Origin of the sequence: Thioalkalivibrio sp. ALJ2 (assembly GCF_000378325.1) — a bacterium.
In the GTDB taxonomy this organism is placed as follows: domain Bacteria; phylum Pseudomonadota; class Gammaproteobacteria; order Ectothiorhodospirales; family Ectothiorhodospiraceae; genus Thioalkalivibrio.
On sequence record NZ_KB899556.1, the window covers coordinates 361,479 to 388,443 of the forward strand.

General features: G+C 62.8%; 21 protein-coding genes, 1 tRNA gene and 1 pseudogene. 4 read left to right on the plus strand and 19 right to left on the minus strand.

Annotation, left to right across the window (positions count from 1 at the left end):
* Nucleotides 1–95: 95 nt before the first annotated feature.
* The 11 genes from soxB to F468_RS0108970 all read right to left on the minus strand — a co-directional run bounded on the left by soxB (nucleotide 96) and on the right by F468_RS0108970 (nucleotide 14,743).
* On the minus strand, nucleotides 96–1,829 hold the full coding sequence (soxB, locus tag F468_RS0108920) for a thiosulfohydrolase SoxB (RefSeq protein ID WP_018139213.1): 1,734 nt from the start codon (nucleotides 1,827–1,829) through the stop codon (nucleotides 96–98).
* Between the two features lie 475 nt (nucleotides 1,830–2,304).
* Nucleotides 2,305–3,309: a class I fructose-bisphosphate aldolase gene (locus F468_RS0108925; protein ID WP_018139212.1), complete on the minus strand. Its 1,005-nt coding sequence runs from the start codon at nucleotides 3,307–3,309 to the stop codon at nucleotides 2,305–2,307.
* Between the two features lie 136 nt (nucleotides 3,310–3,445).
* Nucleotides 3,446–4,003, minus strand: coding sequence for an RDD family protein (locus F468_RS0108930; RefSeq protein ID WP_018139211.1), 558 nt, complete (start codon nucleotides 4,001–4,003; stop codon nucleotides 3,446–3,448).
* A gap of 23 nt (nucleotides 4,004–4,026) precedes the next feature.
* Nucleotides 4,027–4,497, minus strand: coding sequence for an SgcJ/EcaC family oxidoreductase (locus F468_RS0108935; RefSeq protein ID WP_018174295.1), 471 nt, complete (start codon nucleotides 4,495–4,497; stop codon nucleotides 4,027–4,029).
* 38 nt (nucleotides 4,498–4,535) lie between these two features.
* Complete coding sequence (locus F468_RS0108940) at nucleotides 4,536–6,098, minus strand: phospholipase D family protein (RefSeq protein WP_018994984.1); 1,563 nt, start codon at nucleotides 6,096–6,098, stop codon at nucleotides 4,536–4,538.
* Nucleotides 6,099–6,234: 136 nt separating this feature from the next.
* A tRNA-Val gene (locus F468_RS0108945) sits at nucleotides 6,235–6,311 on the minus strand.
* Nucleotides 6,312–6,483: 172 nt separating this feature from the next.
* The gene (locus tag F468_RS0108950; RefSeq protein ID WP_018994985.1) at nucleotides 6,484–9,624 is read right to left on the minus strand and encodes a helicase-related protein; all 3,141 of its coding nucleotides are present in this window, start codon (nucleotides 9,622–9,624) and stop codon (nucleotides 6,484–6,486) included.
* The gene (locus tag F468_RS0108955) at nucleotides 9,611–11,413 is read right to left on the minus strand and encodes a phospholipase D family protein (protein WP_018994986.1); all 1,803 of its coding nucleotides are present in this window, start codon (nucleotides 11,411–11,413) and stop codon (nucleotides 9,611–9,613) included. The genes F468_RS0108950 and F468_RS0108955 overlap by 14 nt, the downstream gene beginning before the upstream one ends.
* Nucleotides 11,413–12,645: a DUF6361 family protein gene (locus F468_RS0108960; RefSeq protein ID WP_026296517.1), complete on the minus strand. Its 1,233-nt coding sequence runs from the start codon at nucleotides 12,643–12,645 to the stop codon at nucleotides 11,413–11,415. The genes F468_RS0108955 and F468_RS0108960 overlap by 1 nt, the downstream gene beginning before the upstream one ends.
* 324 nt (nucleotides 12,646–12,969) lie before the next feature.
* Nucleotides 12,970–13,539 carry a HEPN domain-containing protein gene (locus F468_RS0108965; protein WP_018994988.1) on the minus strand — a complete coding sequence of 190 codons (570 nt, stop codon included), beginning with the start codon at nucleotides 13,537–13,539 and terminating at the stop codon, nucleotides 12,970–12,972.
* Nucleotides 13,526–14,743: a DUF262 domain-containing protein gene (locus F468_RS0108970; RefSeq protein WP_018994989.1), complete on the minus strand. Its 1,218-nt coding sequence runs from the start codon at nucleotides 14,741–14,743 to the stop codon at nucleotides 13,526–13,528. Before F468_RS0108970 ends, F468_RS0108965 begins: the two co-directional genes overlap by 14 nt.
* An 87-nt stretch (nucleotides 14,744–14,830) precedes the next feature.
* Between F468_RS0108970 and F468_RS14220 the strand changes: the two are divergent.
* A pseudogene (locus tag F468_RS14220) lies at nucleotides 14,831–14,998 on the plus strand (recombinase family protein); the annotation flags it as partial.
* Between the two features lie 121 nt (nucleotides 14,999–15,119).
* Here the strand turns inward: F468_RS14220 and F468_RS0108975 are convergent.
* From F468_RS0108975 to F468_RS0109005, 7 genes are all read right to left on the minus strand, one after another.
* On the minus strand, nucleotides 15,120–18,314 hold the full coding sequence (locus F468_RS0108975; protein WP_018994990.1) for a type I restriction endonuclease subunit R: 3,195 nt from the start codon (nucleotides 18,312–18,314) through the stop codon (nucleotides 15,120–15,122).
* Between the two features lie 147 nt (nucleotides 18,315–18,461).
* Nucleotides 18,462–18,731: a type II toxin-antitoxin system BrnA family antitoxin gene (brnA, locus tag F468_RS0108980; RefSeq protein ID WP_018994991.1), complete on the minus strand. Its 270-nt coding sequence runs from the start codon at nucleotides 18,729–18,731 to the stop codon at nucleotides 18,462–18,464.
* On the minus strand, nucleotides 18,721–18,984 hold the full coding sequence (locus tag F468_RS0108985) for a BrnT family toxin (RefSeq protein ID WP_026296518.1): 264 nt from the start codon (nucleotides 18,982–18,984) through the stop codon (nucleotides 18,721–18,723). The genes brnA and F468_RS0108985 overlap by 11 nt, the downstream gene beginning before the upstream one ends.
* 150 nt (nucleotides 18,985–19,134) lie before the next feature.
* Nucleotides 19,135–20,085 carry a GIY-YIG nuclease family protein gene (locus F468_RS0108990; protein WP_018994993.1) on the minus strand — a complete coding sequence of 317 codons (951 nt, stop codon included), beginning with the start codon at nucleotides 20,083–20,085 and terminating at the stop codon, nucleotides 19,135–19,137.
* Nucleotides 20,082–21,515: a restriction endonuclease subunit S gene (locus tag F468_RS0108995; RefSeq protein ID WP_018994994.1), complete on the minus strand. Its 1,434-nt coding sequence runs from the start codon at nucleotides 21,513–21,515 to the stop codon at nucleotides 20,082–20,084. The genes F468_RS0108990 and F468_RS0108995 overlap by 4 nt, the downstream gene beginning before the upstream one ends.
* Complete coding sequence (locus F468_RS0109000; RefSeq protein ID WP_018994995.1) at nucleotides 21,512–23,491, minus strand: class I SAM-dependent DNA methyltransferase; 1,980 nt, start codon at nucleotides 23,489–23,491, stop codon at nucleotides 21,512–21,514. Before F468_RS0109000 ends, F468_RS0108995 begins: the two co-directional genes overlap by 4 nt.
* Nucleotides 23,492–23,668: 177 nt before the next feature.
* Nucleotides 23,669–24,454, minus strand: a complete 786-nt coding sequence (locus F468_RS0109005; RefSeq protein ID WP_018994996.1) for an HNH endonuclease — start codon at nucleotides 24,452–24,454, stop codon at nucleotides 23,669–23,671.
* 234 nt (nucleotides 24,455–24,688) lie between these two features.
* Here F468_RS0109005 and F468_RS0109010 point away from each other — a divergent pair, with 234 nt between their 5' ends.
* From F468_RS0109010 to F468_RS0109020, 3 genes are all read left to right on the plus strand, one after another.
* Entirely contained in the window at nucleotides 24,689–25,591 is a 903-nt protein-coding gene (locus F468_RS0109010) for a complex I NDUFA9 subunit family protein (protein WP_018994997.1), read from the plus strand.
* A gap of 291 nt (nucleotides 25,592–25,882) precedes the next feature.
* Nucleotides 25,883–26,125 carry a type II toxin-antitoxin system Phd/YefM family antitoxin gene (locus F468_RS0109015; RefSeq protein ID WP_018139194.1) on the plus strand — a complete coding sequence of 81 codons (243 nt, stop codon included), beginning with the start codon at nucleotides 25,883–25,885 and terminating at the stop codon, nucleotides 26,123–26,125.
* A complete protein-coding gene (locus F468_RS0109020) occupies nucleotides 26,122–26,385 on the plus strand; it encodes a Txe/YoeB family addiction module toxin (RefSeq protein ID WP_018994998.1) in 264 nt (87 codons plus the stop codon). Before F468_RS0109015 ends, F468_RS0109020 begins: the two co-directional genes overlap by 4 nt.
* 428 nt (nucleotides 26,386–26,813) lie before the next feature.
* Here F468_RS0109020 and F468_RS0109025 read toward each other — a convergent pair.
* Nucleotides 26,814–26,965: integrase core domain-containing protein (locus tag F468_RS0109025; RefSeq protein WP_018994999.1), on the minus strand; the 152-nt coding region annotated here is incomplete at its 5' end.

The window sequence follows — 26,965 nt, forward strand, 5'->3', positions numbered from 1 at the left end:
TCTCCTCCATGAAAAAAGCCGCCACACCCGAGAGGGGTGAGGCGGCTTCGAGGGTAACCGGACCGAACATCCGGGTCACCAATCCACCGTCGGGATCAGACCTCCAGGCCCGGATCGCCTTCGACGTTCTTCAGCTTCGGCAGATAGGGCTTGCTGACCTCAACCGTACCCTTCTCGCGCAGGTAGTCCGCGACCAGTTCCCAGACCGGCTCGGAATCCAGCGGCTCGTGCACGTTCGCCCAGCCAGCCACGACATAGTTCTTGTCCATGTCGATCGGCTCGCCATTGATCTCCAGGTCGCTGATACGCGAACCCATCGACTCGTGCGGATCGATCGTGTACTTGATCCCACCGGTCCGGACCATGTCGCCACCGCGGTGATGGTACGGGTTCTGGTTGAAGATCGAGTTGGCCACATCCTCCAGCGTGTTCTTCAGCTGTTCGCCGGTCATCTCGTTACGCTGGACCTCGGAGTACGTGGTCACGGTCTGGCTCATCACCTCCTCGAAGGTGATCGGCTGACCCGGCAGCACGCTGACACCCCAGCGGAAGCCCGGCGACAGGGCCACCTCGGCATCCAGCTTCTCGCGCAGTGCATCCAGGATCACCTCGTCGAAGGTGCCGTTGAAGTTGCCACGGCGGTACAGCACGCCGTCGGTCACCGCGAGCTCTTCGTTGAGCTTGTCCTCATACGGCTGGTGGACCTTCTTCACGTGCTCTTCCATTTCTGGATCGGCATCCAGCAGGTTGGAGAACACCGGCAGCATGTGGAACTTGTAGTCGCGCACGCCGCTCTCGCCGACATCCAGGTCCAGCAGGCCCAGGAACTTGCCGTTCGAACCGGCGTTGGTCACCAGCGTGATGTCGCCACCGGCGTTTTCGATCTCGACCGCACCGGGGATCGGGTCGTGGGTGTGACCACCCATGATCACGTCCACGCCTTCCAGGTTGCGGGCCATTTCCATGTCCGTGACCATGCCGTTGTGCGACAGGATCGCGACGACCTTCGCGCCCTTCTCGCGGCACTCGTTGATCATGCGCTGCATGTGCTCGTCGCGGATGCCGAAGCTCCAGTCCGGGAACATGTAGCTCGGGTTGGCCACCGAGGTGTACGGGAAGGCCTGACCAATCACCGCCACCGGCACACCGTTCATCTCGCGGATGGTGTAGGGCTCGAACACTGGGTCGCCCCAGTCGCGGTCCTCGATGTTCTGCGCCAGGAAGTCGATGCCGTTCGGTTTGAAATCGTTCTCGACGATCTCCATCACGCGCTCGTCACCGAAGGTGAACTCCCAGTGGCCGACCATGATGTCCACACCCAGCAGCTTCTGGGCATCGACCATGTCCTGACCGTCGTCCCACAGGGACACCGCAGAACCATGCCAGGTATCGCCGCCGTCCAGCATCAACGAGTTCGGCCGGTCGGCGCGCAACTTCTTGACCAGCGTGGAAAGGTGCGAGAAACCGCCCATACGGCCGTACTTCTCCGCCGCGTCGACGTAGTCGAGATGGGTGATGGCATGCGCCATCGGCGTACCGGGCTTGATACCGAACCACTCGAGCAGCTCGTTGCCCACCAGCACCGGCGGCTTGCCCTTCATGTCGCCCACGCCAATGTTCACGTTCGGCTCGCGGAAGTAGATCGGCTTCAGCTGCGCGTGGCAGTCGGTGTAGTGCATGAACGAGACATTGCCGAATTTCGGGATGTCGTACATCTCGCTGCTCAGGGGCTTCCACGATCCCTTCTCGCCGGCCCAGGCATTCATCGAGAAGCCGGCGGCGCTCGCCACGGCCATGGCCTGCAGGAATTCTCTCCGAGTCAGATTCATTGACTGGCTCCTATTGGTGGTTTGAATTGGATAAACCGCAATTTCTAGCTGGACCTGTTCCGGTCCTCTTCCCGGTTATTCCGGACGTGCTTTGGCCAATTTTGTTCCATCGGCCTGGTCGTCATCGGGTGCGCAGCCTACCGGAGTTACCGCGAGTTCGCGCGGGATCGTATAAAAATCGAACCCATTCCAATCCGATCTGCGCTGACAAAAAAATGCTCCGGGAGCCTGCCAGAGCCACAACGCAGGTCACAAAAAAGGCCTGTCACCCTGGGGGTAACAGGCCAAGACGCGACATACACCGCCGGAGGAATCGATACGGGGGCACGGCGCCGACAGCGCTGATCCTTGTGCCCTCGCCGACCGACCCATGCCCGGCAGCTACAGTCTATGAACCTGGAACCCGGCGGGAATTGATTCAGATCAACTATGCCGCAGGTTCCAGGTTGCACCCGCCCATCGTGACCCGCACGCCCTAGGCCGCGTACTTGCCCTCCGCGGCCAGGCCATTGTCGCGGGCACGCTCGTATACCGTCTTCTGCGCGCTCTCGAAATTCGCCTGCATGTCCTCGCCCCACAGCTTCATCGCGGCCTGCTGCATGCCGCGGCCGTAGGAGAACGAGAGCGGCCAGGGCGTGCCCCCAATGCGATTCATTGCATCCAGGTGCGCAGTTGCATCCGCGTCGCTCTGCCCACCCGACAGGAACACAATACCGGGGAGGATTGCGGGCACCGCGGAGGCAAGGCAGCGAAGCGTTGCGTGGGCGACATCGTCCACACCCACCTGCTCCGGGCAGTCCTTGCCGGGGATCACCATGCTGGCCTTCAGGATCGTGCCTTCCAGCAACACGTGATGCTCGTACAGCGCGCTGAACACCGCCCGCTGCGTCGCCTCTGTTACGCCATAGCAGGTCTCGATGTCGTGATCGCCGTCCATCAGCACCTCGGGCTCCACGATCGGCACCAGCCCCTGCTCCTGGCAAAGCGCCGCATACCGGGCCAGCGCATGCGCATTGGCCTCGATGCAGGTATCGGTGGGCATGGTCTCGCCGATGGTGATGACGGCGCGCCACTTGGCGAACTTCGCACCCATCCGGGCGTATTCCTGCAGGCGCTCGCGCAGCCCGTCCAGGCCCTCGGTAACCTTCTCGCCGGGGAACCCCGCCAGGTCCTTGGCGCCCGTATCCACCTTGATGCCGGGCAGGATGCCCGCCTCGCGCATCACATCCACAAACGGCTTGCCGTCGCGCGTGGACTGGCGAAGGGTCTCGTCGTAGAGGATGGCGCCGGAGATGTATTCGTTCAGCTTCGGTGTGGTGAGCAGGAGCTCGCGGTAGGTTCGGCGATTCTCCTCGGTGTTCTCCACGCCCACCGCTTCGAATCGCTTGGCAATCGTGCTGGTGGATTCGTCGATGGCAATAATGCCCTTGCCGGGGGCCACCATGGCCTCGGCCGTCTCGATCAGTGTGTCGATTTTCATCTCTGCTCCTTGGGCGGGGGTACCCGTATGGATTTCCGTTGGAGACTAGTTCCCCACTCGGGGTTCTTCCATACGGACTCCCAACGCCCGGGAGCGGTTCACAAACCGTCGCTGCCGTTACAACCGCAGCGGTGGCCTAGTTCAGCCACTCCTTGCGCACGACGAACGTCTCGGCGATCAGGTCGTGCAGCCCCTGGCGGCGGCGGGTAAACGCCACCATCAGGTAGCCGATCCCGAACAGCAGGCCCGAAAGGATCTCCGCGAGATAGCGTCCTGTCGCGCGCATGAAGGTAATGCGCTCGCCGTGATAGTCGACCACACGCAGCCCCACCGCCATCTTGCCGACCGTCGCCTGGTAGCGGGAGCTGTGCATCCCCGCCCAGTACAGCCAGGCCACCAGGATGTTGATCAGCATCCAGGCAATATCGGCCGCCATCAGCTCGGGTTCCGGCCCCTTGGGCGCCATCGTCTCCGGGCTGATCACCATCTGCGCCACGATCTGCGGCACCCCGATCACCACCATGTCGACCAGGGTGGCCAGCACACGCCGCCAGAACCCGCCAAAGGCGGCGCGATCCTCCGGCGGCCCGGCGTGCGCCGGCGACGCTGCGGCCACCTCGACCAGATCCGCTCCGCAGCCATTGCAGTAGCGCGCCTCGGGCGGGTTGTCCCGCCCGCATGCCTTACATTCCATGTAACCCCCCTGACACTACAGCCCTACGGATGCACGACCGTGTTATGCCCGAACCGGATCTGCCAGCCGTGGTGATCATCCCGCTCGAGCAGAAAGCTCATGCGGGTGTACAGCACGCCATCGCCGCGATCCGGCAACCCGGCCGGCATGGATTCGATGTCCGATACCCGCAGCACGGCCTCGGCGAACGCCGTGTCTTCGCTCAGCATCGAAATATCCTGGACATCCACGCTCAACGAGCTGCCCGCAAACGGCCCCTGCAGGACCTCGGTATGCCGCTTGGCATTCGTCGCGCGATCATCAAAGCGCGTGCCGAACAGGTTCACGAGCCCCGCGTCTTCCTGATAGTCCCGCGCCCAGGCCTCGCCATCACCGGCCTCCCAGGCCGCCTCCTTGGCCTCCAGGATGCGCTGGATTTCGCCTTCATCGGCACCTGCGGTGGAGATCAGCGCGGCCAACGGAAGGGCGAGAAGCGATAGCAGTTTTCTGGACATGACAACTCCTATAGTGAACGGCAAGACAGGCCCCCTGTTTACAGGAGCGGCTCCACTGGCGCCAGTCGCGTAACCCCGGACAAGAAGCGCCGCCAGATGCCCGCCTTCGGATCCGTGCGGTAAAGCGTGCCCTCGTCGTCCGTCCAGATCGGCCAGCCTTCGTCGTCCAGCCGAACCTGATACGCCAGCTCCGGCCGGGTGCTGTGCTCGTACAGCTCCAGCAGCTCCTGCACGATCTCCGGCTCGCGCAGGAACACGCCCAGTTCGGTGTTGGTATAGCGCGAGCGCGGGTCCAGATTGAACGAGCCGACAAACCCCTCCTCGCGATCGATGATCAGCGCCTTGGTATGCAGGCTCGCATGCGAGGAGCCAATCCCCATCTCGCGGTCCGCGGCTGCGCGTGGCGGCAGCGCAGTCGGGCGCAACTCGTGCAGCTCCACCCCGGCCTCCAGCAATGCGGGACGGCGGCGCGAGTACCCGCTGTGGGTAAAGGCCACATCATTCGCCGCCAGGGAGTTTGTCAGCACACTCACCCGCACCCCCCGCTCACGCATCGCGATCAGCTGCGCCGTGCCATCCCGCCGCGGCACAAAATACGGCGAGATCATCAACAACTCGTGCTCGACCGCATCCAGCCGCCGTGCCACCGCCTCGGCGACCCCGTCCCGGATATGCTCGTAGCCCTTGGCCTTGCCAACGTCATCCACGACCAGCTTGGCCTGGTCCGTCCAGGTGTAAGCCCCGGCATCATCAATCGGCTCGGCGAGGGGCACACCATTCAGTGGCTCCAGTGTCAGCAGCGGATGTTCCTGGTGCTCGGCCAGCCAGGCGTCGAGCTTCTCCCGGTGGCGCGCGAGCTTCTCCGGGTCCTGCTCCACCCGGCGCATCCGCCGCAGATCGATCGCCGCGCGGCTGTTCCAGTACTCCACGAACGAATGATCGACCTCCGTCGCCAGCGGGCCGACCATCACCAGATCCAGATCCGTGAAGTTGTAATACGGGCTGACCTCGAAGTACTCGTCGCCGATGTTGCGCCCGCCGATGATCGCCAGGTGCCCGTCGACCACCCAGGCCTTGTTGTGCATACGGCGATTCAGGTCGCTGCCACGAAAGACAAACTCCACCCCCGCACGCACCGCACCCCGGCGCGTACGAAACGGGTTGAACACGCGAACCTCGATATTGGGATGCTGATTGACCGCGGCCAGCAGGTCATCACTGCCGCGCAAATCCATGTCGTCCAGCAACAGCGACACCGCCACGCCCCGGTCCGCCGCATCCAGCAGCTCCCCGAGCAGCGTGCGACCGGCCACGTCATCGCGCCAGATGTAGTACTGGATATGGATGCGTTCCTGCGCCTTGCGCGCACTCTGCACCCGCCACTGGAAGGCCTCCGCCCCGGTATCCAGCAGCCGGAACCCCGTCTGCCCTTCCTCGACCGCCGGCAGCGTATCCAGCCAGGTCGCCAGCTCGCCCTGTACCGCTGGCGCCTGCGGGGTACGGTCCACCCGGTCCGACGCCGGCTGCATCGGGGTACACGCCGCCAGAAACGCCAGCAGCAACGCCGCGACCAGCGGCTGAAGCAACGTACGCGCGTTCATTCGCAGATGTCCGACATCCGCCCCCAACGAAGCACCCATACCGCAAGCATGTACCCACCGTGCGAACCTTTCCATGGTCCGTATCCCCAAAACAAAAAAGCGAGCCGGGAGACCCTGGCTCGCTTTCTCAAAATACTGGTAGGCGCGATTGGACTCGAACCAACGACCCCCACCATGTCAAGGTGGTGCTCTAACCAACTGAGCTACGCGCCTGTCGTCTTCGAGCCGCGTATTCTACGCGCTCCCCGCCCCCTGTCAAAGCCCTTTGTAACGCGGCGCTCGCCGCAGCTCTATCCGTAGCAAGACACGCTTTGCCTAGGAGAACCTGAGGTGCCAACGTCAGCGTGTCCATTGATCAGCTTTCCCAAAACGCATGCGCACGGGTTCAACCTGGCAGAGCAGGCGGGAGCAAAGAAATCTGCCAGTCCTCAGGCGCATCCTCCGGCAGAGCATGATCCAGATAGGCGATCAGGTCTTCCTGTCGCGGCTGACCGAATACCATGCGGTAGAGCGCGAGCTGGCGTTTCATGCGCTTGAGGCGCCCCACGTCTCGGCTCAATGGCAACAGCAGGACCCGCCGCATGATGCGTGCGTCCCCGGCCTCGTAGATCCACCACGGTGCCAGGTCGGATTGCTGGCCAAACTCCGTCGCTTCAGCGCATTCGAACAGGCGGGCCCACGGGTCTCCTTCCCCCTGCCAGTCCGCAAGCGCGGCCAGGCCGATGTGCTGGGCGACGTTCCTCCTCACCGCGTGGCCCTTGTAGCGATGAACGCGCCCCTCGCGCTGTTCCATGTCCACCGGATTCGACGGGAGGTTCCAGTGCACCACCGAGTGACACCAGGTATGGAAGTCCAGGCCTTCCTGCCCGACCGAGGTGCTGGCCAGCACAAAAGGTCGAAAGGGCGAATTGAACGCCGCCCGCACGGAGTCGGCACGGGCGACAGCGCCGCCAGTGTCATCGCGCATATCGCCAAACCGCAGTGCGAACCTGCAACGCATGGAGAGATCCGCGACCTCCAACCGGCGCTTGTTCACTCGAACGTCGTCCACCTTGAGCTGCGCCGAACGCATGGATAAGGATTCCGTCACAGCGCGCGCCACCGCATCAATGCGCTCGGCGGCGGGTGCCTCTACCCTCCCCAGTTGCTCCGGCAGCACATGCACCTGCTCGTCCAGGACGGCCTGCAGATTGCCCTCCACCGCATAGTCCAGTGCCTGCCGCCAGTAGGGCTGTTCATCCCGGTTCTGGATCAGCACCACGCTCTCGGGCAGATTGAACAGCGTACGAAAGCCGTTGGCCACCCGCGCGGCCCCCAGCAACAATGCCGGATCGTTCCAATCGACATCCGTAGCCACCCGCCGCAGTGCACGTAGCGCGCAAACCCCGGGGCCTCCAAGCGCGAACCGGGCCAGCACTTCTGCAAGGTCTGACGGGCGCCGCCCCAGGTCCAGTTCCCCCCGCATGGCCTGGATCATCTGGTCGCGATGGGCGCGAAAGTGCTCGCCCCCTTCCTGTTCGGGGATGGCCTCGGGCCAGCCGCTCGCCGCCTGCATCCACTCGATCAGGCCCGCATCCCGTTCCAGCATCGCGATCGCTGCCCAGTACCAGCGCTCGTCGACCCGCCCGTACTCGTCCCCCTGTGGCAGTTCGTCGAGCAGGTCACGACAGCGCCGCGTGGCCTCCACAAGGAGTACGTCGAGGGCCGGTGGTTCACCATTGCCAAAGGCGATGGCTAGATGCAAAGGATCCACCTCGCGAGCAAGGCGAGGCGCCGGCATGATGCGGGCCAGGGCTGGCATTCCCGTCAGGCGCCCATCCGCGTCCGTCTGAAATCGCAGCAGTGGCCGGACCCGCTCGTAGGTATTGCTGTACCCGACATCCCCGCCCACCTGGCCAAACGCCCTCGCCTGCGCCTCGTACGAGCACAGCGTGGCAATCGCATCCGGCACGGCATTCCAGGCCGAGAACACTAGCTGTTTGGTGACCTCTCCTGCCCGCGCCCACGGCCCGGCCAGCTGCGTATAGGGCAACGAAGGCGGTAACCACAGAAGCTCCCACAGACCAGCACCCACGGTTTCCTCAACGAATCCGCGCATCCGGGCGTGCGGAATATCCAGCGGCTCATAGGCCTCAATGCGATTGACGTCGATCGTACTGAGCCCCTTCCCCCGCGCGATCGCCCGCCGAAGCTTCTTTGGTGGCTTGGTCGCAATGGCATCCAGCTCCCGGCGCATCTGATAGCCGCGCATGTAGCTGAGCATGTACGGAACCGACTTCCAGTACTCGATGACATCCGGCAACCCCGCCGCATGCGCCGTGGAATCGATGTTCCGGGCGTATTCGAGATCCAGGGGCGCCAGATCCACGGTGCGCTCGTCCCCGGAAAGCATGGCATCGCGCCGGCGCGTCAAGCCCACGCGCTCCGTTCTGCACATCACCCGTAGCAACCGCGATTGAAGACCCTCACGCGCCTGCTGAATACCCTCGTGATCGCCCTCTGCCAGTTGCCGGCAGCCGCGGCGATAGGTCTCCAGTGCCCAACGCAGGCCGTCCACCTCGTGCGCGTCGCCGTACAGGAACCCCACCGTATCCAGGAAGTGCTGGTGATGATCTTCGTCCGACTCCCCGTGCATGCTCAGCATCCGGTACGGAGTCGCCGACAGCAGCAGGAGCCGCGCACCCTCCAGCGAGAACAGGTCATTGGCCAGTTCGGCTTCTTCTGTCTCCCCGTTCAGCAGGTCGGAAAACCGCTGGAACTCGTCCAGGATCACCAGCGATGGGCGCAGCGCATCCAGACAGACGCGAGCAAGCCTGCGGCGCAGCCGACCCACCAGAGCATTGCGCTCGGCATTCGTCTCCGCCGGCCGCTCGGATTCTGGTACCTCAAAGACCTCGCACAGTCTCCGCAGCTCTCCGAGCAATTCCGTCTGCTGGCGCATATCCTCCAGGAACGCGGCCGCCAGGTCGGTCTCGATCTCCTCCGGCCCCTCTTTCAGCAAGTGCGGCCAGCGTTCCCCGACGTTGCACTGGAGCACCTTGCTCAGACCGGCCGGGCTCAAACCTTCCAGCCCGTCGAGCAGATGGAACAGCAGCACCCGCTCCCGCGCGATCCCTGTGCTGGAGCGAAGGTTGAAGGTGGTCCCCGGGGTCAGGCTGATGAAATTGACCGGATTCCGGTTGAGCTGATGAACCGTCTCGGGCAACAGGGTCAAGCGGCTGGCCAACGCAAACTCGTTGTCCTCGAGCACATTCATCCTGCGGATGTTCTGCTGCGCAATCGCCGCGTTCGAGCACACGTAGATAATGTCGACGCGCTCCCCCTGTCCGCTCAGCGCCTCCAGGCTGCGCGCGATGACCCCCCGAGCGACCAGCGTCTTGCCCAGCCCCACCTCGTCGGCCACCAGAAAGCGCCCGCTGCCGGCCGGGTCGAACAGCCGCTGGAAGGCGTAATCCACGGTGCGGCGCTGAAAGGGCTTGAGCCCGTCCAGCACCGGCCCGGCATTGAACCCCTCAATCCCGGCCATCGCGGTGCTCCATCGCTTCCTGATACGTCCGCCACAACGCCTCGAACTCCGGCGGCACCAGGTCAGAGGTGCCCAGGCGCCCCTGCAGGCGCTCGATCATTTCGGCGATATCCCGCAGGCGCTCCGGTTCCCGGCTGTAGCAGCGGGTCATCTCCTCCAGAAGCGGCAGTTCGTCCAGCACCGCCCTTTGCCAGTGCCCGTGACCACTTCCCGCCATCGGGATAAAGGCGCCAGCGGCGGCATCGTCATTCGCCAGCAGCAGCATCAGATACCGCAGGAACCCGTCACGATTCTCCACCACGGCACGCAGAATGGCCGCCTCGCGCTCCTCTACCGGCAAGCCCTCGATCGGCAGGTTCAGTGCAAAACGCAGCGCGTGGTCCGCCGCCGGATCCGTCAGCTCAAAGGCAATGACCCCTGTCAGGTAGGCCACCCCGCCATACGGCAACTCGCTTCTCCCTGCGGCGCCACCCGCCCCAAGCGCGACCGCATCACTGGGGGATCGGCTCACCGGCCAAACGCGGCAATTCACCGACTCCGGCAGCTCCACCTGCCCGACCAGCCACCACCGCCACATATCCTCCGAATTACCGGCCTCGCAAACCACCCGCAACCCACCCCGCGCAAGCTCGGTACGCGCCCGCTCCAGCCGCTCGCGCGCCCTCACGAGTTCTGCATCCTCGGGCTCCGCTCGCTCCCAAGGTTCCCAGCGCTGCAACACGCCGCCCAGGCCCTTTTCGCCCAGCAGGTCGTCGATGCCACCCAGTTTGCGCCGAGGGCCTTTCAGGGTCGCAATCACCTCCAGGTTGTGCTGCGCCAGCAACGCCGCATCCGTCACGTTGGCCGACCCCAGCGTGATCGTCGTGCGGGTACCGCGTTCGCTGATCCATGCCTTGGCGTGCAGCCCGTGGGTGTCGTGGTCGATCTCGCCCTCGTTGTCCTCGGTCTCGGCCGCCTCGTGCAGCACGTAACAGCCACCGAAGCCGCCGCAGACATCCGGCGAAACCTGCTCCAGCTCCTCCGGACGCGAAATCAGCGCCACCGGACCGCCACTGGCGCCGGCCAGCCGGCCGAGCGCGGCATCCTTCAGAAACGGCGAGATCACTGCCAGGCGATCGCTCTTCTCGGGTTCCCAGCGCATCCCCGGCAGGCCCGGAACCGCAAACTCCAGGCTCTCGGCGCCATGGGGCAACTGGAACTTGCAGGACATCAGATCCCGCGCCAGCTCCCGCGCCTGCGCCCGCCGGTCCGCATCGACCTCGCGCGTGGCCAGTCCCGGCAGGCTCTCTAGCAGCCGCGCCAGCGGCCGGTTCGTCTCAATAGTTTCGTCGCCCAGCACGCCATCAAGCTGCAGCGAGAGATCCCAGGAGCGATCGTCGGTCACGTTGCGCGACAGGATCGCCCCCCGCAGCAGCGGCGGTTCGGGCACCCCCTCGTCCGGGCGGAAGCGCAGCACCCAGACCTTGGGATGAAACACCCCGTCCCCGGGCGGCTCCACCTCCACCATGCACGGCTCCAGCAGCCCGAACAGGTGATTGCCGGCCTTCGGGGCGCGCATCTGGCCGCGCTGGAGATAGAGCGTGACCCGATCCATCGTGCGGCGGACCGATTCGTACACCGCGATCCCGTCATCCCGCCGCTCCGCCCCCAGCAGGGACAAGTGCACCGGGATGGTCAGCAGCGTCGGAATATCCAGCGAGAAGGTCGTGCCCAGCGCCTGGTCCAGCGAATACCCGGGCGGGGGTGTGAGCAGGCTCGTATACAGGCTGCGGCCATTGGGGTCGAGCATTACCCGTCCTCCCCCTGCAACGCCGCGTACAGGTCACGGTGGAACCGGCTCACCGTCGGCCAGCGATAGTTGTAGCGATAGGCACCCGACTGGCCGCTCCATTGTGTCAGCGCCTGCGGGTTGGTGAAGCGCGAACGCGCCTTCTTCAACAGCGATTCGCGCCGACGCACCAGATCACGCGCCGCCTCGTCCGCCCGCAGCCGCGCCCCGTCGCTGCCACAGGCCAATACCCGCTCGCGCCAGTCGCGCAGGAAGTCGCGCGCCCCCTGCTGTACCCGCAGCGTTCCCACCTCCGTCAGCGCAAACAGATCGTCCAGGTCCCACTCCGCCAACGGCAGTGCCCGGGCCGCTTCGGTCCAGTCATCCATCCGCTGCTCGTAGTGCTCGACCCAGTCCTCGCGTACGCGCCGTTCGGACAGCGCCAGGTTGTAGAGCAAGAACGCCCCCTGCGCGAGCACCGCAAGCTTCTCCGCCTGATCCAGGAGCGCCTGCTGCCGGTCGCTGAAGCCCGCCCGATCCGGGTGCTCCCAGGGGTACTCCACCTCCGCCGGTGCGCAGCGCTCGAACAGATGGGCCAGCAGGCTCGTCGGATGACACTCGCGCACCCGGTCCAGGATGAACGCCGCCTCCGCACGGCCCAGCGCCAGCGACACATCTGCCGGGAACCGCTCGGGCGCGTCCGGCAGGCCGGCATGCCAGGTGCGATACTCCGAGACATCCGCAACCGGCTCGCCTTCACCTGCAAGAGCGCCCACCTCGCGCCGCCGTTCCACCAGCCCGGCCACGCTGCGGTGGTAGCGCTCCTGGGAAAGCGGCACCTCCCGAATGCCCCACGACGCCAGCCCCGCCCAGTACACCGAGCTGGGCAATCGCTGCAGCGTCCGCCCGGATCCAATCCCGAAAACACCGGCCCGGTCGTCCGCCTCGCGCAGCACATCCACAATGCGAAACTCCAGATCCGCCGCCCGGGCCGGCACCTTCTCCGCCGCAAGCGCGCCCTGCGCCAGCTCCGCCTCTACCTGCTGATACACCCATGCCACCAACAGCATGTAGCGCAAGCGCGTCTGGATCGTACTCGTGCCCGGAAACAGCAAATCCGCCAGGTTATCCCGAATCGCCCCAAGCCCCAGCTCATCGCGCGTATCACGCTCCCCGAACATCGCCAGCACGCGCATGCTCCTTTCACGCGCGTCCGCATCATGATCAAGCCAGGCAATTCTCGACTGGAGCATTCGCTTACCCTCTCCCCTGCGCCAGCTTCACCAGATGACAGCCCGAACCACAGCGCCAGAAGGTCATTTCCGCCTCAAAACCGCGCTTCGAAGCTCCATCGAAGCGGCTTCAACCTCATTTACGCGTTCCTTTGCAGCCACTTCCCGAGGTCCGACCCCGACACCTCTTCAAACCACCCTTGCTACCCCATAGAGCCCGCTCCAGAATCCCTAACGCATTCCTATACAGTTACTCTCCGAAGTCCGACCGCGATATGCATACTTAATCCTCGCCGAGATCCGACACCGACATTTACACTCCGCCCGCACTAATCCACCTCTCCATTAAAGGAGGGCGCGAAGCCGATGCCCCTGAACCAATTTATGGAATTTATCCATAAACTCCTTTATCTCATCTAATTTCTTTTTCTCCCCTTGTGCCGTTATCGACCAAGTCGCGCGCAAGGATGACTGATGAGCCACGTCACCGCGCCTCTTCCCGAAATCATTCATCTTGTCCAAAAATACTGGACTTATACTTTCAAACATTCCTTCATCGAAGCCCAGCGGTCCGAACATCGCGCGGATATCCTTCCCCTTTACCCCATTGTTACCATTTACTGCCTCTCTGCTTCGTTGTACTGCATGTTTTGCCCAAATCAAGATCATTCTCTCACGTGGCTCCAACCCTCGCGCTGATTGCTTCGCGTCCACGTTCCTCTCAAGGTCTACGATGAGCCTCTCGCAGAGACGCTCCAAGAAAAATTCGATCTCCGCGTGAGCCAGAAGCCTAAGTGCGCGCATGTCATCAACTTGACCGTCAGTGTAGTCGGCGGTCGGGTGAAAAACTGGAAGATAGCGTTCCTCCAATTCATCGAGCCTTGCGTCAAGTTCCGAGTAATCAATCGACTCCATGCTCAACCGCTAACGCCTCAATTTCTTCAAGCCCTGCTGGCTTGGAGCCCATAATAAGCTCTATAACCTCACCCCAAATCTTTAGCCGCGTAAGCACTGCCTCTGTCGTCTTAGTAGTCGCTTCCAAGGACTTCAAGAACCGACGATCCGTTACACAAAGGTTTTGGAACTTCTCTCTTAAATTTTTCTTCTGATCGTCGGACTCGGTAGCGACTCGCACTTCAGGATCCGAAAAGTAGAACGTCATGGCATCGAACACTGCGCGGTTGAACCGACCTTCCGCACCACGCTCTGTCCACTTGGAAAACGCAGAACGCTCATCGAAAATGGAGATTGTATGTTCGATGGCTCGCTCGCAGCTTTGAGCCAGTTCGACTATAAAATCCTTGTCGCTATTCCATCGGTAATTCTGTTCTTTAACAGTCTCGTCCAGAAATTTTTTCAAATCCCCTCGATAACTCGCCAGCCGGACCTTAAAACCGATAAATCGAATTAATAATTCAACGTCGCGCATCCGAAAGTCAGGCTTTCCATTCTTCCCAAGAATACGGATAAATGTGTCGCTAGACTCCGTAAAGTCAAAGACGTAATCTATAAATGGACCAGGGTGAAGAGCATGACGGAGTTCTTGTGGAGAAAGCGCTACGCTCCCGGAGTTCAGCCTGTGGAATATTAGAAAAAGGGCCCGCTCATCATTCCAACCTCGAATGGTTGTTGTTCGGATTTGGGCATTTTCGAAGGCAGCCACATCATCAGCCAGCTCCGGTGAAGACTGAAGATCATCCCAAGTTTTCCCATTGAGGTCAGACCGGACCTCTAAACCACTCAACTTTAGCTTTCCATCCGTAGCGCTTCCTGCGAACCGCATAAGCGACAGCAATCTTTGCTTTCCATCAATGACGAGGTATTTCCCTCTTGCACCTTTCTGTTCCGCCAAAACCAGCTGTGGTATGGGCAGACCAAGGAGAACGGATTCGATGAACTTGCTCTTCCGCTTATCGTTCCAAGCCTCTCGTCTCTGGAAGCGGGGATTGAGCTGGATGTTTCCCTTATCAACTTGGTTGAGAACCGTTTCGCTAGTCCAGTCCGAATCGGTGACAACCACGCCCTCTAGGAGGGATGGGGTACCGAGATCCGAGTCGTCTTCGCTTTCGAATTGGTCATTCGTCGATTCAAAGTCCAACTCACTATCTAACGATGGCATATTCGCTTCCCTCAGGCCGACGTGACCCGTTGTCTTGCTATACGTGGTTGCAGCGGTGGACTCAAAGTTATGGTAACGGGTGAGAGGATGTCCGTCACCTGGCGGCTGGACCGACGCGGCCAAGCCATACGGAAGGTCATCACGACAGTCGTTGATCTCGACGAAGAGGGTGTCGAGTTGCAGTCCCTGAAGGAATCCATCAAGACCACAGCACCTGGCGGGCAGCACGCTTTCCACGTGTTCGGGGTAGTGGCCGAACTCGAGCGCTCATCCATGCATGATCGAACACGCGCGAGCCTTGAGGCGGCGCGGCAACATCGGGCACCGGTGGCCCGTCCCTCGTCTACTGACGAGAAGCCGGTCCCTGTGCGAATGATCATCGGCCGGTGCTCGTTGCGGTCTGTCTTGGATCGCCTGCCCCGTCGGTCAACAGGCGCAGGATCAGGAGAGCGAAGTCTCGCTGGCGCTCCGGGTCGTCCAGGACCTGCATGGAGAGTTTTTCGTGGTCGGTCATGGCGTCGAGGACGGTGTCGGTGACGCGCTTGGGGAAGAGGCCGTGCATCACCTGGTCGGGGCTGTGGTTCTCGACCTGAGCCATCACGGCGTCGTCGCGGCGGATGCGGTCGGCGATGCCGTTGGCGAACTGGAGCTTGTCTTCGTCGCTCACCTCGGCTCCGAACAGCTCGTTGAGCTGGTCGATGATCTCGGAGAGGCGCTTCTTCTCCGGGTCGTGCGGTTTGCCCGAACCGACGTCGGAGACGGGCTTGAGGCCGTCATAGTCGGCGCCCTCCTCGGCGAGGCTCAGGCGCTGTTCGGCGCGCTTGTTCAGGCGGTAGTGGGTCAGCTCCAGCTCGTCGACGTCGATGGCGTCTTCTTCGATGTTTTCGACGCGCAGCAGCGGGTGCAGGGCGCGGGCGTAGACGTTCAGCTGTTCCAGCTCGCGGTCCTCGAAGTCGACGATCTGTGACAGGAACTCGTAGCTGCGCACGAAGCTCTGCAGGTTCTTGCGGAACAGGTCGAGCTCGTCGCGTGTGGTGTGGGCGTCCTTCAGCTCCTGCTCGGCGCGGTGGAGGCCCGGCTTGTCGCCCCTGCGTTCGGCTTCGACGTGGGCGGCCTTCCAGGTCTGGATCTGCTCCAGCACCGCCTTGTAGCGGGTGTGGTAGCGCTCCTTCGCGGGCTGGCAGTAGTAGCTGAGCTGGCTGGCGCCGGCCTTCGGATCAAAGAAGGCGCGGGCGAAGTTCTCGACCTCGTCCCAGTGGTAGATGCCGGCGGCGTCCAGGCTCTTCTGCAGGTCGTAGACGATCTGATGGTCGGAGACGTCGGCCAGCTCGGCCTTGTTGTAGTACGGGCGGAAGGCCTCGAGGATGTCTTCGGCATCGTTGAAGAAGTCGAGGACGAAGGTGGCCTCCTTGCCCGGGAAGATGCGGTTCAGGCGCGACAGGGTCTGCACGCACTCCACGCCCTGCAGCTTCTTGTCCACGTACATGGCGCAGAGCTTGGGCTGGTCGAACCCGGTCTGGAACTTGTTGGCGACGATCATCACGTTGTATTCGTCGGTCTTGAACGCCTCGGCCAGGTCGCGGCCCTTCAGCCCCGGGTTCAGCAGCGAGCTGGTCTCGGTCACCTCCTCCGGGATCACCTCGTCCGGCAGGACGGAGCCGGAGAAGGCGACCAGCGCGTGCACGTCGGTGTAGCCCTTGTCCTGGATGTACGCGCGCATGGCCAGCGCGTAGCGCACGGCCTCCTGGCGGCTGCCGGTCACCACCATGGCCTTGGCCTGGCCGTCCAGCAGGTGGCGCACGTTGGCCCGGAAGTGCTCCACGATCACCTCCACCCTCTGCGAGATGTTGTAGGGGTGCAGGCGTACCCAGCGGGCGATCTTCGTCGAGGCCTTGCGCGACTCCACCTCCTGCTCGTCGGCGTGCGGGTGCGCCAGCTTCCAGGCGGTGGAGTACGTGGTGTAGTTCTTCAGCACGTCGAGGATGAAGCCTTCCTCGATGGCCTGGCGCATGGAGTACAGATGGAAGGGCTCGGGCTTGTTGTCCGCCGAGGGCGGCAGATCCGGGTCCGGCGGGCGGCCGAACAGCTCCAGGGTCTTCGCCTTGGGGGTGGCGGTAAAGGCGTAGTAGCTGATGCGCTCGGCCGGCTTGCGCGCGGCCACGGCCGCGTCCAGCAGTTCCTCGGCGCTGATCTCCTCGTCCTCCGGCTTGTCCGTTCCGAGAATCGCCTTGAGCTTGGTGGCGGAGGAGCCGGTCTGCGAGGAATGCGCCTCGTCGGCGATCACCGCGTAGCGCCCGGCGGCCAAGTCCGGGCGCTTGTCCAGCGCGTCGAACAGCGCCGGGAAGGTCTGGATGGTCACGATAATGATGCGGGTCTGCTCGGCCAGCGCCTCGGCGAGCTGCTCCGACTTGCTCTGGCTGCCGATATCGCGAGTGATCGGCCGCACCACCCCATGCGCGTGCTCGAAGTCGAAAATAGTCTTCTGGAGCTGACTGTCCAGCACCGTGCGGTCGGTGACCACGATCACGGAGTTGAACAGCTTGTCGCCCGCATCGTCGTATAACGCAGAAAGCTGGTGGGCAATCCAGCCTATGGAGTTGGATTTGCCCGAGCCGGCGCTGTGCTGGATCAGGTAGCGCTGCCCCGCGCCTTCCTCGCGCGTCGCCTCGATCAGGCGGTTCACCACGTCCCACTGGTGGAAGCGCGGGAAGATCAGCGACTCTTTCTTGCGCCGTTTTCCGTGAAAGTCTTCCTCCGGTTTGTCCTCCAGGTGCAGGAAGCGGCCGATGATCTTCAGCCAGGCATCCGGCTGGAACACGCGCTGCCACAGGTAGCCGGTGGCGTAGCTGCTCGGGTCCGGGGGTGCGGGGTTGCCGGCGCCGCCGTCCTCGGTGCCCCGGTTGAAGGGCAGGAAGAAGGTGTCCTTGCCATTCAGGCGCGTGGTCATCGCCACCTGGTCCTGGCTGACGGCAAAGTGCACCAGCGCCCCGCGCTTGAAGGTCAGCAGCGGCTCGGGCTTGCGGGTGACCGGGTCCTTCAGCGGGCGGTCGCGCCGGTACTGGCGTTTGGCGTTCTCCACCGACTGCTTGAACTCGCTCTTCAGCTCCAGCGTGGCAGTAGGAATGCCGTTGACGAACAGCACCAGATCCAGCCGCGGGTTGTACTCGCCGCTGCGCGCATGCGGCGAGTACGAGACCTCCGGCACCACCCGCAGGCGGTTGGCGCGGTAGCGCGCCAGGGACTCGGGGTTCATCTCGTGGTCGGGCTTGAAGCTGCACAGCTCCAGCTTTACACCCGGGGTCTTCACCCCGTGGCGCAGCACCTCCAGCGTGCCGTCGTGCTCCAGCTCGCGGGTGACCGCGCGCACCAGGGCCTTCTGCGGGTCCTGCGAGTTCTTCGCGGCGAACTTCTCCCAGCGCTGCGGCCAGGCCTCCTGCAGGTAGGCGACCAGATCCTCGGTGTACAGGGCGTTGGCGGCGTCATACCCGCTGGCCGGACCGGTCAGCCAGCCATCGGCGGTCATCGCTTCGATGATGTCCTGCTGAAACTGGGCTTCCCTGCTGTCCGCCATCAACACTTCCTTTCCGGGTGGTTACCGCGTCCGATGGCTCCCAATTTGCAGGGTTATGCGCGCAACGGCAAACCGCCATTCCCGTGGCCTGCCCCAGAGTCCTTATGAAGAACGGTAATACGGTTCCAAAACGCGCCCGGCGCCTGGCTAATGCGCACCGCCTGCGGCGTCACCCTTCAGCGGGTTCCTGGCGGCTTCTTCCTGGAGGCGCTCGACCAGCCACACCTTGATGATGGACTGACGGGTCACGCCGATGCGCGCCGCCTCGCGGTCCAGCGACTCCACCACCCAGGCGGGAAAGTCGACGTTGATGCGCTTCTGTTCCTGATTGACGCGGCGCGCCGACGAGAGGTCGAGATCGCCAACGATATCTTCCTGCCCTTCGTCGAATTTCTTGTCGAGGTCTTTAGCTTTCATAGAGCTCCACCTCCTTTCTGCGGGAGCGCCTGACGGAGATCAGGCGAGTACGGCCTTCCCTGTAGGTAACGACAGCCGACCAGTGTCTTCCAGCAATCTTCCCGATCAGCAGGAATCGCGGCTCGCCCTCGGACCTTGCCCGGATCTCCAGCAGGTTCGGGTCTTCCCACAGCGCCTGGGCGGTCTCGAAATCGATACCGTGCTTTTCCAGATTGGCCCTGCTTTTGGCCTGGTCGAACTGAAACTCATCCATGAGCATTAATTATACCGTTTTTACTCATTCAGAAGGAACGGGGGATGCGCGACAACACTGGCCGTCATCGGATCGCGCGTGTTCAGCCGGGAGCAGGAACTGGCCAATCGCGTGCGAAAGCGATCGGTCGCCGGTACCAACAGCGGCGGATCAGAGCACTTCAGCGCTGCTTTCTGCGGCTTCGCTGACCACCTGCTCCTGCCATTCGCCATAGGTTTGGCCAGTGTCTTCCCGTTTCCATTCGGTACGGCCGTTGGCCGACCTCCCCACCACCATGGCCGCAGCGGCGCTGGGACTGGAGAACGCGTAATCGCGGGAAAATCGCAGCAACCCGGTCTCGTCCTCCACCAGTACGCCCTCTTCGAGCAGTCGTTGGTGCAGGGGCTGATAGCTATGCCCCGGAGCGGCCCACGACGCCCTGGCCTGCGACCCCTCCAGAACGAAGAACTCGCCCTCCGCCTCCTGCCCGTACGCGGTGATGCCGTATTTCGGGAAGATCATGCGGAATCGTGGCGAGGCAGCAGCTTCGTCAGCGTTAAGGGAACCGCCTTCCGCGCCATCACGCGACGGCGGTCGGCTCGAGTCGCGCAGGAACTCGAAGCCGAGCACCGGGAGGACGGTGCGGATCTGTTCCAGGAAGAAGGCCATGTCGGCCTGGTCGGCCTCGGGAAGGCCGATGTAGTCGTGGCGGGTACCGTTGATCAGGGTGCAGCGGCCCACGCGCTGGGCCTGCTGGATCAGCAGGCTCTCCAGGTACTTCACATGGGCCTTGGTCAGGTTCTGGTCCTTGCTGGTGATCAGGCAGACCTTTTCCCAGAAGTCCTTGCCGCCCTGTTCCTCGGTGCGGTTGTGCTGCTTGAGCCGCTTGCCGACATCATCCGACTCACCGATATACACCTGCGGGCGGGCGCTGTTCTCGGCATCCGGCCCCACCAGAAAGTACACGCCGGTGCGCCCGCACTCCGGGCGCTGCACCAGCTCGCTCAGCTTGCCGCGCGGCCCGGTGAGCACATGCCCGGTCCAGTTCATGATCTCCGCTGTCAGCAGCCCGTGCGGTGTGCCATCCACCAGGAACAGGCGGATGCTTCGGCCTTGGGTCATCGGGCACCGCCTTGTGCCGAATATCCGGCCGACTCCTCGGCGACCATCGCCAGCTCCGACTCTCCCGACTCGGCCCCAGCCGACCAACCCCGCACGTCGATCTTGCCAGTGACGGCAGCGGAGATCAGTGCCGAACGACGTTCCTGCAGCAAATCGATCGTGTTTGCTGCTTCAACCATTAGCTGATCAACTGAACGCTTCAGTCCTTTCACATACTCAGCAATCTGATCTTGCTCACGTATACTCGGAAGCGCCACGCGCCTCGTCACCATGACCGACAGAGGGATTCGTGAACGTGTCGAACCAGTCGAGAGCTGGCCCGCATCGACCTCTGCACTCGCCGAAAGCTGCTCCGCAAGAAATCCCGGCTTTGCTCTTGAAGCATCTAGACGAAACCGAAAACAGTCGGCCTTCACCATGGCTGGCTCGATCCCCTCGGGCGCAACACATGCACGACCAACTGCATTACGCTCATCGCCCAATCCAGCGATTAGAAGGTCTCCAGAAGCGACCCCACTCCTGCGACCAATATCCGTGTAGTAGGTTTCGGAAATAAAAGCTGAATCGTCATCATTGAAGCGACCCTTCTTGATATTCTGCAACCGGACCACACGAACGCCATCGCTCGTGTAATGCTCTGATTTCAAAGCAGAGCCGAATGGACCGTCGCACTTTTCTACAGTCACAAAACCAAGCTTCAGAACCTCCCAGTGCGCCGGAACCTCGCCCAGCCACTCGACGCCCGAGTCCTTCATGGGCACGCTGGGATCGAGGCCCTTGGTGACGGCGTGGGAGATCGCCGCCTGCCGCTTCTCCTTCAGCAGCTCGATCAGCCGCCGCTGCTCCTCAATCAGCGCATCGATCTTCCCGGTCTCGTGATCGAGGAAGGCCGCCACACCCAGTTGCTCTTCTATTGGTGGAACCAAAACTCGAATTTTAGGAATGTCCTTCATGCCCAAGTTCAACTGTGTATTAGAGTTCGCCAGTTGATTGAGTTGGTGTTGGGCGCCCGGGGATTTCAGAACATATTCCAAAAACCCGGAAGAGTATTTATCTTTGTCGACACGGATCAATGCCAAGGGCGACCAGATCCCAAATGTCTTGTCCGTTTTAACCCTCGCGACCTTACCTATGGAAGCCGCCTTACCCATTAGAATGTCATCGCGTCGCGGGGCCGCCTTTCGACTAAATCGAGCATAGTCTCGAGCCGAAATGAACCGGCACCCTTCAAAAACCAATTCACCCTCTTGAACCCCATCGACTGACAAGAATGGTATTCCTGATTGGGTAAACTCGGGTGTCGTGTGGGGTCCGTCCGTAATCGGTGCCTTGATGATGCGTGCGATCGTGCCGACGACCCAATGCGCCGGCACCTCGCCCAGCCACTCGACGCCGGAGTCCTTGTACTCGGGATATTTCGGGAAGCTCACGCCGACAGCTCCTCGATCATCTGCTTGATGCGGGTGGTGACGGCCTTCAGGTCGGCGTCGATCTCTTCGAGCGGTCGCGGGGGTTGGAACACGTAGAACTGGCGGTTGAAGGGGATCTCGAAGCCGACGATGCCGATCTCGCCGTCCTGTTCGTCACGCTTGTCCTGGTCGATCCAGACGTCGGGGACGTGCGGCTTCACCTCGCGCTCGAAGTATTCGAACACGTCCTCGCCCAGCGGGACGTTCTCGGTGTCGCGCAGGTCGCTGTCCGGTTCCGGGTTGCCCTTCTTGTCGGTGCAGATGTCCGCTTCGGGGTCGCGTTCGCTGAGGGCGTTCCATACGGCTTTCAGCGCGGCGGCGGGCAGCTTCACGTCGAGCGCCTTCAACTGGGCCTTCAGGTCGGTCAGGAAGGCCTCGCGGTTGGTGTACAGGCCCTCGGCGTCCAGCCGCTCGCAGGCGGCCTGCACGCCCAGGCGGGTGGTCTCGTCCAGCTTCTGGATGGGCTTCTCGGCCAGCATGCGTTCGATGCGCTCGGGGCTGGCCTGGAAGTTCAGGCGCAGCGGGCGCTCGACGGTGATGCGGCGGTAGCCGAAGGCCTCGTTCGGGAAGATCTTGCTCTTGTCGCTCTCCTCGAAGGCGCCGTAGCTGCGCACGATGGCGTCGATATTGGCGTCGTCGATGTACTGGCGCTTGGAGCCGAGCGACTTGCGCATCTTGGCGTAGCGGTCGGTGGCGTCGATGAGCTGCACATGGCCGCGGCGTTCGGCCGGCTTGTTGTTGTTCAGCACCCAGATGTAGGTGGCGATGCCGGTGTTGTAGAACATGTCGGTGGGCAGACCGATGATGGCCTCCACCATGTCGTGCTGGAGCAGGTAGCGGCGGATCTCGGACTCGCCGCTGCCGGCCCCGCCGGTGAACAGCGGCGAGCCGTTGAGGATGATGCCGATGCGCGAGCCGCCCTTGCGCGGGTCGCGCATCTTGCTGACCAGGTGCAGCAGGAACAACAGCGAGCCGTCGGAGACGCGCGGCAGGCCGGGGCCGAAACGGCCGTTGAAGCCCTTGTGCTGGTGCTCGTCTACCACCTGCTTCTGGACCTTCTTCCACTCCACGCCGAACGGCGGGTTGGCGAGCATGTAGTCGAAGTGCTCGTCCGCGTGCTGGTCGTCCGACAGGGTGTTGCCGAGCTTGATGTTCTCGACGTCCTGGCCCTTGATGAGCATGTCCGCCTTGCAGATGGCGTAGGACTCGGGGTTCAGCTCCTGCCCGTGCAGGGACACGCTGACATCCTGGCTGATCTGCTGGATGTACTCCTCGCTCTCGGACAGGAACCCACCAGTGCCGCAGGTCGGGTCGTACACGGTGACGATGCCGTGCGGCTGTAGCTTGTGGTCCTGCCCGGTGAGCACGAGCGAGGTGGTCAGGTGCACCACGTCACGCGGGGTGAAGTGCTCACCGGCGGTCTCGTTGGAGCTCTCCGCGAACTTGCGGATCAGCTCCTCGAACACCAGCCCCATACCGAAGTTGGAGATCCGAGCCGGGCGCAGGTCGATGGCTGCGAAGCGCTGCACCACCTGGTACAGCAGGTTGTTGCTGGCGAGCTGCTCGACGTATTCCTCGAAGCGGAAGTGATCGAAGATCTCGCGGGCGTCCTTGCTGAAGGACTCGATGTAGCTCATCAGGTCCTCGGCCGTCTGCGTGTCCGACAGACTCGCGAGCGACAGCGGCGAGGTGTTGAAAAACGGCTGCTCCGCCTCGCGCAGCAGAAACTGCTCGCGGACCGTCTCCGACTTGTTCTCGTGCTCCTTGGCAGCAGCCAGCACACCATCCTTGGTCGGCTCCAGCACGCATTCCAGCCGTCGCAGCAGCGTGAACGGCAGGATCACCCGCCCGTACTGCGACTGCTTGAAGTCACCGCGCAGCAGATCCGCCACCGACCAGATCCACGCGGCGGTCTCTGAATGATTCTCCGTGTTCAAGCCCTGCTCCCCTGTTCGTTCTTCCATGCCGGGCACCAAGCCCCAGTGATGGGGACATTGTTGCAGCAAACGAAGGCACGCGGCGAACAGAGGAACGACAGCCGCCTTATCGGCCACCCACAACCCTGCTATGTGACGGTAACAATTGCGGCCGCAGGCCCAAGAGCGCCCGTCAGGCTACGCACCCATCCGCGCCTTGATGAGCTTCTTCAGTTCGTCCACGGGAAGCGGCGGTACTTGCCTATGCACCACCGCGTGACAGTTAGGGCACAGCGGAATGAGGTCATGGACAGGATCGACGGTATATTCCTTCCCGATGTCGGACAGGCGAACGTTGTGGTGAACCTCAATTAGGTCCTTTGCGATGGGCCCATATCGCTCTTCGAAGGACATCCCACAGGCCTGGCAAGTCAGCCCATAGTGCTCCAGACATTTCCGCCGCGCTTCTGGGTTACGCTCGTACCGCGTCGCCACGGTCAATAGCCTCTTCCCTTCCACCACGCCCATCGATGCCGAATATGCAGGGCGCTGCGCGCGCTCTGCCCAGCGAGCTTCCAGCACCTCAGCCACGTCGCTCGCTATCGTCACGCCGGAGGCCTGGGGAAACCAGTCCTGAGCATCAAGCGGTTTTGAGCGGAGTTCAGCCTCGTCCACCACAGGCTGTTCACTCAGAACATCAAACTCGATCTCCACAACGTTGGCGGTATCGCCTTTCGCACGCCGCTCTGCATCCCAATGATGCCTTTCGCGCGGACTCGACAGCACGATACCCGAGCCGATCAAACCCTTGGGTGGCTCACCCAGCCGAATCAGAAACGCGCGGTCTCCAGGCTGAACGTTCTTGGTTACTCCACAGCTCCATTCATCTCTGTAAGAACCTTCCTGGTTCGCCCGAACAACCGCCCGGGGAAGCTCATCCCAGACCCACTTTCTTGGGTTCCAGGCAAAAAGAATCGTCTTCATCCAGTCACTCCCTACTCCTGCAGTGTGCGGACCAACACCAGCGTATGGGTAAGCGAACCTGACTTCCGGGGGTGAGCAGAAGGCTCTTGAACAGGAAAGAGGACACCCCTCTTCTTCCATACCCCACCGGGATCATTCTCCCTACACGCCAGTCTTACCTATAGGCCATCTGTCAGTCGGATCGACAAGCATCCACACCCCGTAACGATCGGATTTGCCTGGAGGGGGCTCATCATGCGCCCGAACCTGATCACGGTATTCGGCGGCACCGGCTTTCTCGGCCGCGCCACGGTGCACGCACTGCTCGACGCCGGGCACACCGTGCGCATCGCCTCGCGCCGCCCCGTACTACCCGATTCTCTGCAAGATCACCCCCGAGTGGAGCACTGCCGCGCCGACATCCGGGACGGTGCCGATGTCGCCCGCGCCGTGGAAGATGCCAAGGGTGTTATCAACGCCGTCAGCCTGTACGTGGAGCAACGCGACCTGCGCTTCACCACCATCCACGTCGAAGGCGCCGCGCGCCTCGCCCGTGCCGCCCGGAACGCGACCCTGGAGCGCGTCGTGCAGGTCTCCGGCATCGGCGCCGACAGCCGCTCGCCCTCGTCGTACATCCGCGCCCGAGCGCAAGGCGAAGCCGCCGTCCTCCGCGAATTCCCCAACGCCATCGTCGTGCGCCCCAGCGTACTCTTCGGCCCGGGCGACGCCTTTGTGCGCAACCTCGCCGGCCTCGCGCCCCTGCCCGTAATACCCCTGTTCGGCCGCGGCACCACCCGCCTGCAACCGGTACACGTCAGCGACATCGCCCGCGCCCTCGCCCGCCTGTGCGCAGACGAGCCGCCCACACACCCCATCTACGAACTCGGCGGCCCGGACATCCTCAACTATCGCCAGATCCTCACCCGGGTCCTCACCCACCTCGGCCGCAAGCGCCCCATGCTGCCCGTGCCGTTCCCCATCTGGCACGCCCTGGCCGCCCTGGGCTCACTGCTCCCCAACCCACCCCTGACGCGCGATCAGCTCTACCTGATGCAACAGGACAACATCGCCAACCCCACCCTCGGCGCCTTCGCCGACCTCGGCATCACCCCTCACTCGTTCGAACAATCCCTGCCCGACTGCCTCCCAACCCACTAACCCCACCCGAATACATCACTCCACTGTTGCCCGTCTCCCCCTGTGGGAGCCCCTCGTCATCCCGGCCGCAGCAAGGGGAGAGCCGGCGTCCGCTCCTGCCTCGGCGCCCGAGATCCCGGATAACCGCTGCGCGGTTTCCGGGATGACCTTCCAAGCTGGGCGAAATGACAATTCCTGGAACGATCCGAACGGTTGCTGCGGTTGCTGGCGGTGACGGAATACCCGTACGGTTTACGGGACGTACGCCAAGGCGTACTCTTGGTCGAAGCCCACACACTTGCGAGGTGCGCCATGACGGGAATTACGGCTACAGAGGCGCGCAGCAACCTCTACCGGCTGATCGACGAAACGGCGGAATCCCACGAGCCGATTGTGATCACCGGCAAGCGGAACAACGCGGTCCTGCTATCCGAGTCGGACTGGTCGGCCATTCAGGAGACCCTGTACCTGCTATCGGTGCCGGGTATGCGCGAGTCGATCCGCGAGGGGATGGATACTCCGGCGGATGAATGCCACGAGGAGCTGGATTGGTGACATGGAAGTGGGTCTACACCCGGCAGGCTCAAAAGGATGCGAAGAAGCTGGCGGCCAGCGGCCTGAAGCCGAAGGCACAGGAACTGCTGACCCTGATCGCGGAAGATCCGTATCGAAAGCCCCCACCGTTCGAGAAGCTGGTGGGTGATCTCTCCGGCGCGTACTCGCGGCGCATCAATATTCAACACCGGCTTGTGTACCAGGTGCTTGAAGACGAGGGAGTCGTCAAGGTGATTCGTTTATGGAGCCACTACGAGTAACCCGGCTACACGATCCCGCAGCCGCCAGGAAAAGAGGACACCCGCCTTGTTCAAATGCCGCCACAGCCCCTTCTCTCGTAGGAGCCCAGCCCTCTGGGCGATGGGGCATTGGGCACGTCTGATCGGCGAGGGGGCTCGCCTCCTACAAGGGGCTCCGGGGTCAGGCCTTGCCTTTTGTCCATAGGGTCAGCGCTTGTCTTTTGCCGCTGGCTCGGCCAGAGGGCGGGCCTGGAGCTGTTGAACGCGCGCCGCGTTGTGGTAGCTGTCTCTACGAGCATTCCCATCAAGACGCCACTGAAAGGAACAATAGCGGGGTCGGACCACGGTAACCATCTGTATTGCAGTCGATTAACGCCCCGCAAAAACAAAAAGGGGACAGATTTATTTTCTCATGCCCGACATGACGGCGGACTGTCCACTTCCCCGGATTAGGTCCACGCGTAACTAGAGGTTTCCGGGTGGTGTAGCTGCCGGTATTCGACCGGCGTGAGATCCCCCAGCGACTCGTGGGGGATGGTTTCGTTGTAGTCCTGCAGCCACTGCTCGGTGTGTTCCCGGACTTCGGTCAGCGTTCGGAAGA